16 protein-coding genes and 1 pseudogene are annotated in these 17,441 nt (G+C 37.0%); 3 read left to right on the top strand and 14 right to left on the bottom strand.

Annotation, left to right across the window (positions count from 1 at the left end; translation table 11 throughout):
- Positions 1-79: 79 nt before the first annotated feature.
- Together MHH87_RS07415 and MHH87_RS07410 are read left to right on the top strand one after the other, a co-directional pair.
- Positions 80-253 (top strand): asparagine synthase, encoded by a 174-nt coding sequence (locus MHH87_RS07415; protein WP_340748678.1) that lies wholly within the window; start codon positions 80-82, stop codon positions 251-253.
- A 183-nt stretch (positions 254-436) separates the two neighbouring features.
- A complete protein-coding gene (locus MHH87_RS07410) occupies positions 437-670 on the top strand; it encodes a hypothetical protein (protein ID WP_340748677.1) in 234 nt (77 codons plus the stop codon).
- Between the two features lie 259 nt (positions 671-929).
- Here MHH87_RS07410 and MHH87_RS07405 read toward each other — a convergent pair whose 3' ends face one another.
- Both MHH87_RS07405 and MHH87_RS07400 read right to left on the bottom strand, forming a co-directional pair.
- Entirely contained in the window at positions 930-2,639 is a 1,710-nt protein-coding gene (locus MHH87_RS07405) for an ATP-dependent DNA helicase (protein WP_340748676.1), read from the bottom strand.
- 16 nt (positions 2,640-2,655) lie between these two features.
- Positions 2,656-3,957, bottom strand: coding sequence for a DUF7017 domain-containing protein (locus tag MHH87_RS07400; RefSeq protein WP_340748675.1), 1,302 nt, complete (start codon positions 3,955-3,957; stop codon positions 2,656-2,658).
- 277 nt (positions 3,958-4,234) lie between these two features.
- Between MHH87_RS07400 and MHH87_RS07395 the strand changes: the two genes are divergently transcribed.
- A complete protein-coding gene (locus MHH87_RS07395; RefSeq protein WP_340748674.1) occupies positions 4,235-4,480 on the top strand; it encodes a hypothetical protein in 246 nt (81 codons plus the stop codon).
- A gap of 111 nt (positions 4,481-4,591) precedes the next feature.
- Here the strand turns inward: MHH87_RS07395 and MHH87_RS07390 are convergent, their stop codons facing one another.
- From MHH87_RS07390 to MHH87_RS07335, 12 genes and pseudogenes are all read right to left on the bottom strand, one after another.
- On the bottom strand, positions 4,592-5,164 hold the full coding sequence (locus tag MHH87_RS07390) for a 3D domain-containing protein (RefSeq protein ID WP_340748673.1): 573 nt from the start codon (positions 5,162-5,164) through the stop codon (positions 4,592-4,594).
- A 354-nt stretch (positions 5,165-5,518) separates the two neighbouring features.
- Positions 5,519-5,644: pseudogene (locus tag MHH87_RS07385) on the bottom strand (LLM class flavin-dependent oxidoreductase); the annotation flags it as partial.
- A 229-nt stretch (positions 5,645-5,873) separates the two neighbouring features.
- Entirely contained in the window at positions 5,874-6,344 is a 471-nt protein-coding gene (locus MHH87_RS07380; RefSeq protein ID WP_340748671.1) for a nucleoside deaminase, read from the bottom strand.
- 272 nt (positions 6,345-6,616) lie between these two features.
- The gene (locus tag MHH87_RS07375) at positions 6,617-6,979 is read right to left on the bottom strand and encodes a DUF402 domain-containing protein (protein ID WP_340750925.1); all 363 of its coding nucleotides are present in this window, start codon (positions 6,977-6,979) and stop codon (positions 6,617-6,619) included.
- 859 nt (positions 6,980-7,838) lie between these two features.
- On the bottom strand, positions 7,839-8,411 hold the full coding sequence (gene thpR, locus MHH87_RS07370) for an RNA 2',3'-cyclic phosphodiesterase (RefSeq protein WP_340748670.1): 573 nt from the start codon (positions 8,409-8,411) through the stop codon (positions 7,839-7,841).
- 172 nt (positions 8,412-8,583) lie between these two features.
- Positions 8,584-10,359: an ABC transporter ATP-binding protein gene (locus MHH87_RS07365; RefSeq protein WP_445683117.1), complete on the bottom strand. Its 1,776-nt coding sequence runs from the start codon at positions 10,357-10,359 to the stop codon at positions 8,584-8,586.
- 76 nt (positions 10,360-10,435) lie between these two features.
- Entirely contained in the window at positions 10,436-12,199 is a 1,764-nt protein-coding gene (locus tag MHH87_RS07360) for an ABC transporter ATP-binding protein (RefSeq protein ID WP_340748668.1), read from the bottom strand.
- Positions 12,200-12,656: 457 nt separating this feature from the next.
- The gene (locus MHH87_RS07355; RefSeq protein ID WP_340748667.1) at positions 12,657-12,860 is read right to left on the bottom strand and encodes an ATP-binding cassette domain-containing protein; all 204 of its coding nucleotides are present in this window, start codon (positions 12,858-12,860) and stop codon (positions 12,657-12,659) included.
- A 399-nt stretch (positions 12,861-13,259) separates the two neighbouring features.
- Positions 13,260-15,485, bottom strand: a complete 2,226-nt coding sequence (locus tag MHH87_RS07350) for a PepSY1/2 domain-containing protein (protein ID WP_340748666.1) — start codon at positions 15,483-15,485, stop codon at positions 13,260-13,262.
- Between the two features lie 105 nt (positions 15,486-15,590).
- Positions 15,591-16,181 carry a DUF6434 domain-containing protein gene (locus MHH87_RS07345; RefSeq protein WP_340748665.1) on the bottom strand — a complete coding sequence of 197 codons (591 nt, stop codon included), beginning with the start codon at positions 16,179-16,181 and terminating at the stop codon, positions 15,591-15,593.
- A 22-nt stretch (positions 16,182-16,203) separates the two neighbouring features.
- The gene (locus tag MHH87_RS07340; protein ID WP_340748664.1) at positions 16,204-16,743 is read right to left on the bottom strand and encodes a DUF1572 family protein; all 540 of its coding nucleotides are present in this window, start codon (positions 16,741-16,743) and stop codon (positions 16,204-16,206) included.
- A 76-nt stretch (positions 16,744-16,819) separates the two neighbouring features.
- On the bottom strand, positions 16,820-17,437 hold the full coding sequence (locus MHH87_RS07335; protein WP_340748663.1) for a hypothetical protein: 618 nt from the start codon (positions 17,435-17,437) through the stop codon (positions 16,820-16,822).
- Positions 17,438-17,441 lie beyond the last annotated feature (4 nt).

Genomic DNA, 17,441 nt, shown 5'->3' with positions numbered 1-17,441 from the left:
GTGCATACATTTCGCTTCAATTGGTCATAGTAAGATTGGTGTGATTGCACCTACTAACTTCGAAAATGGAGGGTTATGAATGAACGTTCGTGAAGGATTAATCCCAACTGTTTTAGGTTCGGCTGTTACTGCTACTGGGTATGCTTTGAAACAAAAACGCGGATCTAATAAAATGATCGCCAACACAATTTTTGGATTCGGTTTAGCACACATAGTTTTAGGGGCAATTGACCTAGTGGAACATCGTCGTTAGTAACCCCTGGAGAGCACAATCCTGTGCTCTCCTCTTCTTTTTTCAATACAAGCCAATTACACTATGTAACGAGTCACATTCTAATCTCTTTCTAAAAACAATAAAATTTGTCAGAGCAACCGTTTCCACACCCCATGCCTTCTTCCCGCATACGCTAATAAAAAGCGTTTTGGAGGTGCTTTCATGAATAATTATAATAAAGAGTCTACACAATTCTTATCCGCTTCTGAACTTGCATTATTAGCAGCGGCAGTCACAACGATTGGTGACGGGCTCGCTGTGATTGCGGCTGCGCTTGCATTACAAGAAGAGTCCCAACAACAAGAACAACAACCGGCGCCAACTGATTTAAAAAAGATGCAAAAGCAAATTGATGCGCTGTCCTATGAAATCAAACAGTTAAAACGACAGCGTTAATATTGGCATGATTATTTTACTAGAGGAAGCACTAAACAATCGCAAATATGCGTTAGAAAGACATAACTTGCCAAAATAGGGCGTGTTGATGCCCTTACTTATGTGGCCGCTCTTGGAAATACGACTTTTCCAAAATAAAGTTCATGTGGACATTATCCATTTTAATTTAGATGAATTGGAAGACTTGATCGATGTAGAACAAAAACGAGGACCATATTACTCATGGTCCTCGTCTTTTTCAGTGTTTCCAATATTACTATTACACAAGCAACGGCTCTGCATCATATAAGCTACGACCACATAAGTTTTGGAAAATCGGCGTAACAACTGCTTCACTTGCAGAATTTCCTTTCACAAAACGTACTTTCGTTATTTTTTCTTTCTTATTATAATGAACGATAATTTTACATTGCTCGATGCCGTGGCGAATGTAGTAAAGGTTTTGATACGCACTTTCCTGCTCTTCGATGATTTGGGCATTTACATGTGCCAACAGTGGACCTATCATATCTCGAATAATAGCAAAGCGATCATCCTCGACTTTCACCTGCTTCGGTAAATTCACAAAATAAATTCGCTCCCTTGCACGTGTAATGGCTGTATAACTCCAGCGAAAAAACTGTCTATTCGTTATACTTTGGGAATATTTTAAATCAACAAATACATCATTCCATTCTCCGCCCTGTGCTTTATGACACGTAATAACATAGCCAAACCGCACATGGAGCGCATTAAAATACAGATCATTGCTAATTAAATTTTTAAAGCCATCTGTCCCTTGGCGAGTGTGTGGATAGCGCATTTGGAAATCAATAATCATTGCGCGTCGTTCTTCATAAGAAATATCAATAGAGGAGCTCCATAAATGATTCTCAAAAATTTTACACGGCACTTGCTTACGTACTTGTCCGTCTTCTGTACGGTAGGAAATCGTGACATCTCGGTACTTAAGCTCGACAACTTCAGCACCTTGCTTTGTACGCATTGGAATCTTCCGTATTTCTGGCTCTGCTGCCACCTGATCAACCCTCACAAAATCTCCGTTAAACAGGCGTTCTCCGTTAATGACCGTATTTTTTATTACGAGTAAGCGTTCACCTATTGATAACTCACGAAAGCCTAATTGCTCACGAATATGCTTTGTATGTTCAAATGCACGTTGATTCGTTTCCGTAATAAAGATAGACTTTTGCCATGTATAATTACGCGTGTAATGGTGCACCGCTTCGTCTACACTATATTCAATCAAATCTTGTGCATCTACCTGCACCGGGAAATAATTATAGCTTTCCTCATCTAGTTGTTTGCGCAGTGCTGTTGCTGCACGAAGTACGCTACTATCTGCCCCTTGACGGAACACATCTGTTAGCTCAGCCACCATAACATTGAGCCCAAAACTTTCTTCTAAATAGTCTTTATTAAAACACACGGACTCATTACTATTTACGGGTGGAAGTTGGGCATGGTCACCAACAAAAACGATTTTCCGACGTGTTGTCCGTATATTTACATAGCTCAGAAAATCGGTCAACAGCTGACCCGAACCAAACTTCAACGTTTCATGCTCCGAATGCTTATCACTGACCATTGAGCTTTCATCGACAATATACACTGTATTGATCCTGGAGCCATTCGTTTTTAAATTAAACACAAGCTCATACTTATTTTGCTCGACGTCCTGCTCTTCCACCGCTTTAATCGTAGACTGGTCCATATCCATTTCATAAATTAAGCTATGTACCGTACGCGCATCCACCTGTGTGCGCTCCTTTAAAATTTTTGTCGCACGTCCAGTTGGTGCCACAAGTTGAAAATCAATTTGCCACTGCGCTAGCATTTCAGTAAAGCGTTTTAATAAAAATGTTTTACCTGTTCCGGCATAGCCTTTTAGTATGAAACACTCAGCGTCTCCTTGTAAAAAACACTGAAACTGTTGTATTGCATGTTGTTGACTAGCGGTAAGTTGCATGCCTAATTCCTCCTACTTAAACGGGTATAATTGCAATTGCCTCCATTGAATCACGATTTTTCGCACGATCAAATGATGGCTTTTTACGGAAGCGTACATGTTGCTCAATAGGTAGCTCGGCCATGCTACATTTGCTATTTTTAATATTAAAATAATAATCCGAGCCTGCTTTATCCGAAATGAAACCAGCCTGTCCATTTGGCAAAATGGTCTTTACAATGCCATCTACCTCTTCATACTGCATCATTTGCCAATCTGCCCATAGCTGTTGTAGCTCTTTATTTGTATAAGGACGACAGCCAGCATCTTGTGCCGCTAATCGAAGAATTTGCTCCTCCACCTCTGGATCCGCTCGCCAATCATTGCGTGCACGAACTTTCTGAAGTAGCACATAATGCGCATAGCTGTCCTGTACCATCCCCGCTTCATATAATAACCGGGCACAATCTTTAATAATCTTCACCTTATGCTCGTATTTACCGTCCTTTGTTAACAACCCTTCCGCAGCACTAGCTAATGCCTGAACGGACTGCCCGCGCTGCATTTGCACACACATGACATCATAGTAAATTGAGGAATGCTGGAACTTTTTCAGCAATGCCCATAGCACCTTTTCCGCCTCATCAATACGTCCAAGCTGTTCGAGCGCCTTGGCCTTTCGACGCTGACACCAAGCATCCTGATTATAATGATATGTTGTAAATCCTCGATGCATTTTCTGCTCAAGCTCATCAATGACTGCAATACATGCCTCATACTGCTGTAACGCAAATAATTTCTTACTCTTCGTCACATACCACTTTTCAAAAGCAGACGCATTTTCTACACGCTTGCCTTCACGCATATAGCTAAACTGTTTCTTGCTGATTTTATGTGGGTTAAGGTAGTCGATCCATTGCAAGACAAGTGCATCATTTGGATTTGGCAAACCCTCTAAATATTCTACTATTTTCATAACCGTCACTTCATAGGCAGAATATTCTTCTTGCACCGAGTGATCAACAATAAACTGAGCCGCACGCATCCGCATGTCACGCGAAGTGGCTTCATTTTTTACATAGCACTTATAGGTAAGCCACATGTAAAGAGATGTATTTAACTTATGTGTTGTATCTTTTTTATACGCAGATGTACTTTCAGCAAAAGCTTCTTGAATAAGTGCCATTTCAGTGCTAGCAATTTTATTTAAAGATTTAGCAAATACATAATGTGCTTCCACATCAAATGGTTCTTTCGCTTCACGGGCTAATCGAAAGTTCTGAACTGCCTCGTCATATTGTTCCCGAAGTGCAGCATCCAAGCCCAGTTCAATATACATACTAAAAACCTACCTTCGAATACTTTTTCACTATTATAGCACCATTTACCGGGAATACTTGGATGAAATGGACAGCTATTAGGTGGTTTTAAATAGCTTTGGATTTTCATTCATTGTTCCAGCAAAACTTTTAAACGTCTTTGATTGCCTTAAACCACGTTCGGCAAATGCCAACTTTACTTTTGTATGTAGCAAAGTTTACCGTCCCCCACATTGCACTAGGTCATCCCGCATATGCTAAAGCAATCTGCTTATTGATAGAGGGAGGGGTTAGGGGATGCAAAATGATTCCAAGCAAAATCCAACAAATGCGGGGTCAGTATCTCAAGCAGCAAAGTTGTCAGTGATTGCATCAGCAATTAATACAATTGCCTATGGTATTTCTACCATCGCTGAGGCGCTGGCCATTGAAGAAGAGGCACAACAAGTTCAGTCTTCTTCCGATGAATTAGCACGCTTGGAGCGAAAAATTGATCAATTAATGTACGAAATGAAGCAAATGAGAAAACAAATGCGGTTGTAACATTAAAAATCTCTTGAAATATAGACGGGCTGTGTCAAACGTGCTTCCAACACGTTTGACACAGCCCGTTTATCACTTATGCAATTCAGCACAATTTATTTTTCTGTAAAATTAACTTAAAATTTTCACCGTCACAACACGTCTACCCCAATTATATGCGGCTGTTTTATCCGCAACGAAAATATCGATTTTATTGCCTTTAATGGCGCCGCCAGTATCCCCTGCTATGGCAGTACCATAGCCTTCAACCCATACTTTCGTGCCGAGTGGTATGACTTTCGGATCAACTGCAATAACTTTCATTGTTGGATTTTTACGTAAATTAATGCCAGTTTTCGTAATGCCTGAGCAGCCATTGCAATATGCTGTATACGCAGTTGCTGTCACTTGAAATGTTTTTTCTTCCTCCGCTTCGGGCTCGTCAACTATAGGCTTTTTAGCTTCGACTGATGGTTTATTTTGAATGTGTGCTGGTAGCTTGATGACTTGTTTTATTTCAACCCTGTTTGATAGAAGTCCATTTAGATCCATTAATTTTTCTACAGTTGTAAGATATCGTACGGCCAGAGTGTCTAGTGTTTCACCCGGTTTAATCGTATGTGTCGCAGCAAATGTTGTAGACACAAATAATACTGAGCTAATCATTAATACGCTAATTATAGTTAAAATTTTTTTTATCATCATATATTGGTACCCTCCAAGTTTTATTTGCAGCTTTTTATACCGCTTTTGTTACTTGAAGTTAACCTAACCATCAATTTCCTTTTTTATATGACAATTTCATGTGCAGCGTATTACAATTACAAAAACAGAAGACATTATACTAAATTAATATTTTTTAATAAAAATAATACATATTACATGCATTCCAACTAAATTTTATTATGTTTACATAATATTTCCCTTTATATATTACAAACACATTACAATTAAATTAACAACAATTTATAAAATACCGATTTTTCATACAAAACACTTATAAAAATTGTAATAAATGTAATATAAATCGAGAAGTCCACAATATCAAGTCTGCCTTCCCTACGCCTCTTTCGTATACTTCTTAATTGCCGGTAAGATGTCTGTTGCGATTAATTCAATATTTTTTCGTAACGATTCGATTGGAACACTGTCGAATTCCATTTGTGCGATTATATAGCGTTGATGTCTCTCCCCCAAGCTGTACTCTACAATCCCAGCTTCGGCCGCAAGCTTACCAAGTTCAATAATTTCATTAATTCACCGCTGATAGGAAATGCGCTCCTTTGTCGTAGGATTCGAGATGTGGCCTCCTACGGTCAGTCTTCGCGCGTTGAGCAAGGCAGGGTTGTAGTATGTTTTTCCTACTAACGGTTAATTCCGAAAAACAACAATGTTATTGTACTTAGCCTAAATCTTAATGTTTAGCCTTGTTCAACTCAATCCACAGAGAAAAAGGGTTATGATCTTGATAATTTTTTTGTAAATTGATTAATTTAGTATCTCGTTCATTTAATGGGAGTGCGACTTGTTGATAAAAGTATTTTGTTCCTAATCCCGCTTCTTCCTCTTCCTCAGCAGTATAGGCATAATAAACGTTTTTAATGTTTGCTAAGTATATTGCGGTTAAACACATCGGGCAAGGCTCGCCACTTGCATAAAGTTCACAGTCAGAAAGGTCGGAAGTTTCAAGGATATGGCTAGCTTCACGGATTGCTTGAAGTTCAGCGTGAGCGGTAGGGTCATGTGTTTTTAGCACATCGTTTACGCCCTTCGCAACAACCTCTCCATTCTTGGTAATGATAGCACCGAATGGCTTGCCCTTACTTTTTTGTGTATTTTCATAAGCTAACTCAATTGACATTTGCATAAATTTATTGTTGTCCATTATAATAACCTCTTTTCGATAATTAATTTAAAGTAAACCATAGACGTGAGCATCGTATACCTCGTTATCATCTATCATCACTTTCTCAACATGGCTCGCAATATCGAGAGCTTCTTGAATGTTTAATTATATCGATAAGCAAAATACATAACAAGTGAAGAAAAACACCTACAAAAGCAGCACCGATATGGGAAAACTCTTTACCCCCTTCAAATTTGGAGTAATCGCCTCATTCAGTATTGCAATCCAACCTTTCGTATTTCCCCACTTTATTAAACTAACCTATTTCTATGTACGGTACTTAATTTTAAATATTTGAATGTACCATTTAACAAATCCTCATAGATACAATTAAATGTTAAAAAAGCCAAATTGTATTGGTCATTTGTAATCCACCCTTCATTTAGAGCTTCTTCAATTTCATCTAAATCTTTTTTTATAATTTCTCCTGAGGGTAAGACAATTAAATCTAAAAAAAGGTCTTCCATATAAGGCACACCATCTTCAACACCATTGTGAGTTGTAATATCAATATTCCATTGTACAATCTCATTTTTCTCGTTGAACATTGTAGTAATCGCAAAATGTTCATTCTCCGGAAGTTGTTGTAGCCAAGAATACCCGTTATCAACAATACAAATCGATTTGTTTAGATAGGTTTTCCATAACGGTTCTTTTACACTTTAGTAAAGTGATATTTCCTTTATACTCTGCATCAGATATATACGCCTGATTACATTGTCGTTCTAATATTCTTGTCCATTCATTTCTAGTAACAAAACGTTTTTTTAAAATTAGAAATACCCCCAAATTCCAGCTATTTAGTTGGATAAAAATTTCGACTATTAAGATCATGCATGGATACATCTAGTAACGCACTAATAAATCGTGTAAAAGAAGTAAATAACCTCCGACCTCTCTCAGTACCATTTAATATTGCTCGGTAATTTCGTTACTCGTGAGTTATTTTGTATTCTTCATTTTCCCATAAATCCTAGTCATTTCTTCTATTGTAAATGTAATATTCGTTGGTGCATTTCCATCGGCTATTAATTCCTTAGTTACTTTATCTTCAAAAGTAAAAGTTCCACTCTTTTTTCCACTCCGAACTGAACTATAAAATCAAAGACACTTGGAATGTCTTTAGGCGTATTATTTACGTCTGAACTAATTTCTTGTTTATCATTATTAAATACACGGCCTGATTTGAACAATGTAAAAATAAATTGCAAAGATGTTACTATCTTCTCCCACCCCCTGCTCAGAAAAAATAGTAATCATCCACACAACAAACCTTCCAATAAACTAATACATCCATTTACAGAAAATATTTATAACAAAGAACACTCAATTCCCCGGGGCTGCCACCTTTTCATCCAACAGTTGTTTATCATAAAATAAATCAATTTCCATTCTCCTTCCACGTCTAAACTCGAACTTATTGCAAAATAGGACTTGAATGAAAGCAACAAACAAACTGTTAAAGATTTATTTCTATTCATCTAATAATGAAAAGGTTGCAACTGGTTCATATTTAGGTGTTTTTTCAAGATTTGATTTATATAATACAATTTCATTTGCTTGAAAAGATAAAGCCTCTTCGTAAAAAGGATTATGTTTTTGTAATAACCCCCTATCGAATTCTTCATTTCCTGTCCAATTTCGTGCCAATGTAATATGCGGATGATATGGTCGATTTTCCAATGTGAATCCAGCTTCTTGACATTTTTTATGGACAACTGCTTGAAGTTGATGTAATTTAGTTTCGTGATTTACTGCCCCCCAGAAAATTCTCGGTGATATATTATTCCCAAAAACATTAAGTCCTTCAATCTGCAATTCAAAAGCTTTTTCATCCTTAATGGCATCACCTACTAAATCGATAACAGATTGGGTCTTTTGTTGATCCACAGACCCGAGAAAAACAAGGGTAATATGATAATCATCCATATGTACCCAACGTTTGAACTTAAAAATTTGTTTAACATTTGTCATTTCATCTTGAATATATTGTTTAATGGAATCCGGTAATCGTACGGCCCAAAAATAGTGTGGTTTTATCTCCATATTATCCCTCATTTTCTTTTTCGTAATAGTGTTCGTAAAAATCGGAAATAAAATACTCAATTTCCAAGGCCATCTTTGTATAGTTAGGGTATTTTAAAATTTCCTTAACAATTAAAAAACTGCCCTCAACAAGAACGCTTCTCTCGTTTTAGGCAGCTTATTGTTGATTGAATTATGAAGCGTTTTCGAATTGGCTATTATAGAGGGCAGCATAAAAGCCATCTTTCGCTAGTAAGTGTTCGTGATTTCCTGTTTCGATAATGTCGCCATCTTTCATGACTAAAATTAAGTCTGCATTTTTAATTGTAGAGAGGCGGTGCGCAATTACGAATGATGTTTTACCAACTGTCAATTGGTCCATCGCTTTTTGAATGAGTAACTCTGTACGGGTATCGACCGAGCTTGTCGCCTCATCTAGAATAAGAAGTGGTGCATTTTCGATCATTGCACGGGCAATAGTAATTAATTGCTTTTGCCCCGCAGATAAATTCACTTTGTCATTTAACAACGTGTCATAACCTTTAGGTAATGTTTTAATAAAGGTATTCAACCCGACTGCTTGACACACTCTATCGACCTCTTCGTCTGGAACATGTTGTTTAGAATACACGATATTTTCCCGAATCGTCCCTTCAAATAACCATGTATCTTGCAAAACCATACAAAATAATTTATGAACGTTTTCACGTGTTAATTGACTAATTGGGGTACCATCGATCAAAATTTCACCGCTATTTATTTCATAGAAGCGCATTAATAAATTCACAAGCGTGGTTTTACCCGCACCTGTAGGACCTACAATGGCAATTTTTTGACCCGCTTTTGCAGTTGCAGAGAAGTTTTTTATAATCATTTGGTCTTCTGTGTAACCAAAACGGACATTTTTGAACTCGACATCGCCTTTTACATTTTCCAGCTCAATCGTTTTGTGACTTTCATCTTCCAATTCCTCTTCTGCTAAAAATTCAAAAACACGCTCGCTAGCTGCTGCTGTAGATTGTAAGCTAGCCGCTGCTTGTGCTAATTGAGCAAGTGGTTGCGTAAATAAACGAATATAAATCATAAAGGCGACGATCGTACCAATTGAAACGATGTCATTTGTTGCTAATAAAGCACCGACTACACACACTATGACATAGCCAAAATTACCGACAAAAAACATAATTGGCATCATTAAACCGGACATAAATTGTGCTTTCCAAGCATTATCATACAGTCGATTATTAATATCATGGAACTCTGCTTTTGCTTCCTTTTCACCGTTGTACGCTTTTACTACGTTATGACCAGTGTACGTTTCTTCGATATGACCATTAAGTTGACCTAATTCCTTTTGCTGTGCCATAAAATATTTTTGCGAGTTTTTCATTATAGTCGCCATTAGTAAGAAACCAATTAGAGTAGATAAAATCGCAGAAATGGCCATAATCCAGTTTGTATAAAACATCATGACAATTGCACCGAAGAATGTTGCAATAGCAGTCACTAAAGTACCTAAACTGTTATTTAATGTTTGACCAATTGTATCAATATCATTTGTTACGCGACTTAACACATTACCATGACTTGTTTTATCAAAGTACTTTAATGGCATGCGATTAATTTTTCCAGAAATTTCTGTTCGCATTTTTTTCGTAATACGCTGCGTGACAGTGGCCATAATAAAACCTTGACCATAGCTGAAAATTAGCCCTAAACCGTAGAGGATAGCTAAAATGTAACCAATTTTCTGTACAGCATCGATATCCACTGATGTTGCAAGGCCATCTACTATGAGATTTGTAATGTCACTTAATTTATCTGGACCAATGACGTTAAAGATCGCACCGGTAAATGCAAGCACTAACCCCAAAATAATGATTGGCAAGTAGGTTTTACAGTACGCTAAAAGCTGCTTGACGGTTTTACCAAAATCTTTTGCTTTCCCCATAGGCATGCTACCACCCATGCCAGGAGGTCCGCCACCTAAAGGAGGACCTTGCCGTGCGCCTTTATTACGGTGTTCATCAACAGTATTATGATTGCTACTCATTTTCCAGTTCCTCCTTTGAAAGCTGAGAATAGGCAATTTCCTGATATGTGACACAGTTAGCCATTAGCTCATCATGGTTGCCATATCCAACCATTTGACCCTCTTCTAATACGATAATTTTATCCGCATCTTTAATCGTCCCGATACGCTGCGCAACGATTAAAGAAGTGGCTTCCTTCGTTTCTTTTTTCAACGCGCTACGTAAAATACGATCGGTTTTATAATCCAGCGCAGAGAAGGAATCATCGAATAGATATATTTCCGGTTGACGATAAATTGCTCGTGCGATCGACAGACGTTGTTTTTGACCACCCGAAATATTTATACCACCTTGTGAAATTCTTCCTTCATATTGATCGTCCATTTTCTCTATGAATTCTTTACCTTGCGCAATTTCAACAGCTTGTTTCACTAATTCATCCGTGTCAGCTGATTTCCCATTATTTCCGTACGCAATGTTAGAAGTAACTGTTCCACTAAATAATACGGAACTTTGTGGTACATAACCAAGTTTATTGTGAAGTGCTTCTTGCGTGTAGTTTTTCACATTTACACCATTCACTAATATTTCGCCTTCCGTAGTATCATAAAAGCGTGGAATTAAATTAATCGCAGTCGTTTTACCGCTACCCGTCGAACCAATAAAAGCAACTGTTTCACCTTTTTTCGCAATGAAGCTAATGTTACGTAAGATTGGCTCTTTTGTATCTGGATACGCAAAACTGACATTACGAAACTCGATTTCCCCAGCTACACCTAGCTTGCCATTCGTTTCTGTCCCGTCCTGTATTTTTGTTTTTGTATTTAATACTGCTAGAATGCGTTTAGCAGAAACTGATGCACGAGGTAACATAATGAAAATCATACTCAGCATCATAAATGCCATAACGACCTGCATCGCGTAGGACGAGAACACGACCATATCAGAAAATAACATCATACGGTCCATTTTGGCAGTTTCGTTAATCATATAAGCACCTATCCAGTAAATAGATATGCTAAGTCCAGACATGATAAAGGTCATCCCCGGTGCCATAATAGCCATCAAACGATTCGTAAAAAGGTTTGTGCTCGTTAATTCCTCATTTGCTTTTTCAAATTTTTGTTGTTGATAGTTTTCCGCATTGTACGCACGGACTACATGAAGACCAGTTAAATTTTCGAGTGTGACACGGTTCAAATTATCCGTTAAATTTTGTATAATTTTAAACTTTGGTAAAGCAAAAATGATAATCACACTTAACATGACAATAAGAACGCCCACCGCAACACCTGTGGATGCAGTCCATTGCCAGCTCTTATCGGAAATTTTATAAATCGCCCAAACAGCTAAAATCGGGGCTTTGACAATTGCTTGTAGTCCCATTGCAATAATCATTTGGAGTTGTGTAATATCATTTGTAGAACGTGTGATTAAACTTGCTGTTGAAAAGCCATTAATTTCTTCCATCGAGAATGATATTGTTTTCTCAAAGACGTTTGAACGAAGACGCTTGGCCAAACCTGCTGCTACTCTAGCAGCGAAATACCCAACAATGACCGCTGCAATCATACTGCCAATAGCACAAAATAGCATGAAGCTACCTGGTATTAGAATTTCGGACATTTTAGTGCCTTCTGTTTGAATTAACATCGTAATTTCTGCCATATAGTCAGGCAACTTTAAATCTAACCATACTTGAATGACAATGAATATTAAGCTAATGAATACAAGTAGCCATTCATTCTTTGTTAAATACTTAAAGATTTTCAGCATTCCTATTCCCCTATTCAAATTTATCTTTTAATGTAAGATAGATTACGTCATCTGCAAAAATCTGTCCATTATTTAACAAGCATTACCAGATAAAGTTTAACGATAATAGTTATTTTTTCAATGTAGGATGATTAATGTGTATTTTTTTCAATTATCTAAATTTTCAATTATTTCTCAGGAAATATATTATTCGCCTTAATATTTCCTTTATTTTAAAAATCCCTATATTCTCGTTCCCAAGCATTCCAATACATGAGAAAATGAATAAACTGCAATTTTAAAGGAGTACCCTAATGACATCCGCATTTTTATTTATTTTCCCAATCAGCTTTATCATTTTCATTGGCTGTACAGCGATCTTTATGTACAAATGTCGCCATTTCTTTTCACGTAAACAGTAATACATTAAAAACAGGCAGGTCGGTAAATTACTTTACTGAGCTGCCTGACTTCTTTGTTAAATCAACATCGTTAAACTTAAAACGCCAACTCCTATGTTATGCGTTAGAGTGCCCATGATTGCTTGAATCGTTGTACTTTTGCCAGCACCATTTGAACCAATAAGTCTAATTAATTTTCCAGGCAATACTTCAAATTCAATGTCTTTAATAATCAGGGTATTCTCGTAATAACCACCTTCTGCTACTTTCACCTGTATCATGAGCCTCAAATCCTTTCTATGCTTATTTACGATACATAGCGCGGAATAGTTTCAAAATTAAAACATTTTTGTAAACAACCATTTTTAACCCAATCCTCATTATTAGGTTTTGTTGCCTTTTGGTCACTCCTACTGGTGTTTTTTCGCAAGGATACTTTGCTTCAGCTTTGCAAACGTTAAAAATGTATCTCGCATTATAAATGAAGTAGGCGGCATTGCAGGGTCTTATTGCAACTCCGTTTTATAGGCTTAAAGTAAATGTTTCACTAACAATTTAAAAACCCTTCTCCGACATGAATTTTCATGCGGTGAAGGGTTCTAAAATTTTGGCATATAACAAGGGTATACAAAGTAATTCCTTACCTATTTTTTACGGCGAATTAGATTGCCGTCATACACTTAGTAATAATTCAGTCTTGTCCCTTTTTCCGATAGTTCATACGCAAGACGAATTGTCGAAACTGCTAACTCCGCATATGTCACTTCTCGGTTAGGATTAAAATTATTTTTATCTGTTGTTAATAATTCAAGTGCGTTTGCGATCGCAACATACCCCTTATACTCTGCTCGAACTTTAGCAGCATCTGCATAGTCAACATTGTAAAGATCGGTATGTTTTGCTAATTGTTCAAACCCTAGCAAGCGAATATACCAAACAGCCAGTTCTTCACGGGTAATAGGGGTATCTGGATTAAAGCTCTGATTTTCTGGATCAAGTATACCTATAGTAACTGCTCGTTCAACCACTTGATATAGCGGATGTTTTGGATCGATGTTGTCGAAAGATTGGTTCATCTCTCCTTGTTCATTATTATTACTTGGATAAAAATATGTGAGAGATTTTAGGATGACTTTAAGGGCCTCACCGCTTGATACAGAGGCATTCGCATTGAACGTTTTACTATCCTTTATATCTATAATTTTAGCATGAATTAGATAATTTAGTTCTTGCTCTGCCCAAGGATGCGAAATGGTTTCGGAACTTGTTGCATTGTTATTGAAGCTCTTCAATTCTCCCGTCGTTGCATCAATATAACTAGACGAATTATCGTTTAATACAGGTGCATATACTAGATTATAATGCTTATCATTATTATCCAATCTTACATACTGCAGTTTTAAATTTAATGCCTCTTCATAAATTGCCTTTGCCTTGTCCACAGCAATTGCTTTGTCTTTTGATGGCCAGTTGTCCACCTTTGGAGAATGAACATTAAGGTTATTTAATGAACCATCTGCAGCAATACTCACACTTATTTGATCACCTTCCACAACAAGCCCATTCACAATTCTAGGGAATGTAATGGAATAGATACGGCTGTTTTTATCGTATTGCGGTTCTGCTATTGGCTTCGCATAATTGTGTAAATTGGATGGAGCCCATTCTTTTAAATACTTAATCGCTTGAGCCTTAGCTTGTTCAACCGAAATAGTATTTTCGTTTGTTTTTCCCTCACTATATTGTGCTAACAGTTCATTTTTCATATCACTGTATTGAATAATCTCACCAGTTAATTTATTGATTTCAAGATTCGTCCCTGAACCACCATTTCTATATTCATACATATATTCAATGCTGAAAACAGGTTGTCCATTATTTTCTCTTTCATCAATTGACTGAATGTTTAATTTAATCTTGTCCGAATCAACTTTAAGTAGTTGTTCAGCCAGTTTCTTCGCTTCTTCTAATGTAATGCCATCTTGTTTTGGCTTTAATGGACTCGATGTAATGAATTCAATTTTTGGTTCTTTAGGTAGCTCTGCTGAGAAATTATTAGCTGTTTGCCATTTCCCAGTATGAGCATGAACGCCCATTATAGTTGAAGACGGTTTGTATACGAGCTGTACATCCGCTTCACTTGATTCATAATCATAATTCACCTGATATTGTAAATTAACCGAGAGATTCTTCTTTACCTGCTCTAACATCTCATTTTTATCTTTGCTTAGTTTGGCATCATCAAAGGTAAATGGGCCTTCAGTAACAGGCATTCGATAAAAATTCGTGACTTCTCCATTTCCAAGGACTGTTATGTGAATTGACTGATCTGCAATGGCCACTTGATTTGCTGTACGAACGAATGAAAATGAGTAAGCAATTGGCTCTGTTAATATTCTATTAGTAAAATAACCATTGGAATCTGTATCTAACTGATAGTTGTCTCCTCCAGTAAATTTCTTAATAAAATCGGAAGCGATATTTTTAGCTGCATCTTTTGAGACCTTTGCTGGAAATAAGGCATCTTTTACGTTGACAGGTTGATAGTAAAAATTCTCAACTTCGAAATTTTCACCCGCAAAGGTGATGTTACCGTGAATAGATTTACCGTTAATTGTCTTATGGAAGCTTAAGTCATAGCGGATGATATCGTCATTTTGAAAACGATGACCACCACTTCTCATATGAAAATCATTTTCCGTTAAGAAATTAAATTTATTAGGAAAAACTGCTTTAAATTTCTTAATTAATTCGCTTTTCGAGACTACTGTTTCAGTTGTAGCAATTTTAATTTGTACCCTTTCCTCTTGCTCTTGCAAAGTCGAAGCATTCGTAACGGTTGCAAAAAGACCAAAAGATAATGCAGAAGCAGCTAATAACACACCAGTATTTTTAATAATTACCATATTATACCTCCTTCGTTAATATTTTTATTGTATACCATATTAATAAATTAAGGTAGTGATGAGCTTCTTTATTCATTATTCCCTTCTCCTTATTGCCAAGTTTGTTTATACTCTTGTTGTTCCTTGCTCACACTTTGAAACATACTTATTACTACCTGGTTGCTGTTTTATACTATTCCAGGCTTGAACGGCATCTTGTCGATGTTTATCTCTATTATTCGGATCTGCAAAATAATCGCGAATGAACTGATTGTATTCAAATTGTGGAGCAATCTGTTTCTTGAACGATGGGTCTTTTTTTCGTTCTTCCTCCACGTACCATGCACTAATAACGTCACGGTAGGTCTTCCCTACATTTTCCTTAAAATAGTTTTGAATTTGCGTGGAGAAATGAAAATTTGGAATTTCTGATTTAAAATAGGCTCGAACAGCTTGGCTACAACGATGATTCGCCGTAATAACCGTATCCAAGCTCAAATTTGCCGATTTCGTTTCATTTGAAGGAGCGCTTTTTTTCCTTACTGGTTTCTGTATTTCTCCAGTCTCGAGAAAAACTGCAATTCTATGTGCAATTTCAATTTTAGAGCCTGCTGCACTCATTTCATTCTCTCTGCAAAACGCTTGCAATTCTTCTTTCAACCAATAAAATTCACGAAAAACTTGAACTTCCACACCATTTTTAAGTAAAGGTCTCATCTATTTCACCGCCAATTGTTAATTATATGGATTTATGCTTGTTTAGCATTTCCTTTAAATATTCCTCGGACTTCCCTACTGGAATACTAATACTCGCCCAGTCCATTCCTTTTAGCTGCTTACTAATATAGACAATTTGCCCGATATGGTATGAATAGTGCGCCAATTGTCTTTCGATCGCATCAATGACACTATGCATTTCACCACGAATCGTTATCGTTTTCATCAAATCTTCAGGTCGTAACGAATGCAACGTGTTAAAAACTGTCGCCCAACCTTGCTCCCACAGTGTGTTTACTTCATTGAGCGAAGAAATTGTATTTACAAACTCTTGGTCACGATTTCGGTCAGGTTTTTCACCATCTGTAGTTAAGAAATTTGTCCATCTTGAAATCATATTACCGCTTAAATGTTTGACGATAATGGCTACACTATTAGACACTTCGTTTAGCTGCCATTGAACGTCCTCTTCTGATAACTGATGAATTGTGTCATCACCTAGTTTTTTTACGTTTTGAAAGCGTGCTGTAATCACTTTTAAAAATTCCGCTTCAATCGTCATTTAACTTCCTCCCTATGCTTTTTAGTCACTTATTTCATCCCAAACTTTGACGTTAGTCTTTTTTTACATAACCACCCTATTTTACCATAATCTGAATCGTATTCTTTTCAAAATTTAGGCGTTCCTTTAGTTCGTCTGTAATCGTAAATGTATACATGTCATTTACTGTGGCATCTTCGCGCTTATAACCTCTTGCTGTCACAACCGTTCCGTCTGCACCCCATTCTGTCCACCCAGTTGCATTAAAATCTTTTATATGGTCAAAATAATCCCCGCTAATACTGCCTTTTTCAAGCCATTCTGGTTCTAAAAAATCAAAGCCTAGTCCGCGTTCACTTAGGATAATTTCTGCATTTCCTGGCATAATCTTAACTTCCCCGTTTGGTGGAACCACTTCACCATTTACCTCCAATGTATAAACAAATTGATGTTTGGAAAATGCGAGCATCTCCTCTTCAGAAAGCTCTGCCATTAACTCATTAATAACAGCAAGATAGTTCGTATTTCGTTCTTCCGCATATGCCAGGAGTGCTTCTGTCTGCTCCGAATCCGCTTCATTATTTTGTTCATTGTAGACATCTACAAGCTCGACATTTTCTTGCTGTTGAATTTGAGGCGCGTAATAAAGCACGATGCCTGCTAAAATAAAAATGATTGGGATGCTTAGTAATAGGATTAATAATGTTCTCATCATAACT

This window comes from Solibacillus sp. FSL H8-0538 (assembly GCF_038003525.1).
Lineage (GTDB): Bacteria > Bacillota > Bacilli > Bacillales_A > Planococcaceae > JBBOPI01.
This window is presented reverse-complemented; position numbering and strand designations above follow the sequence as displayed.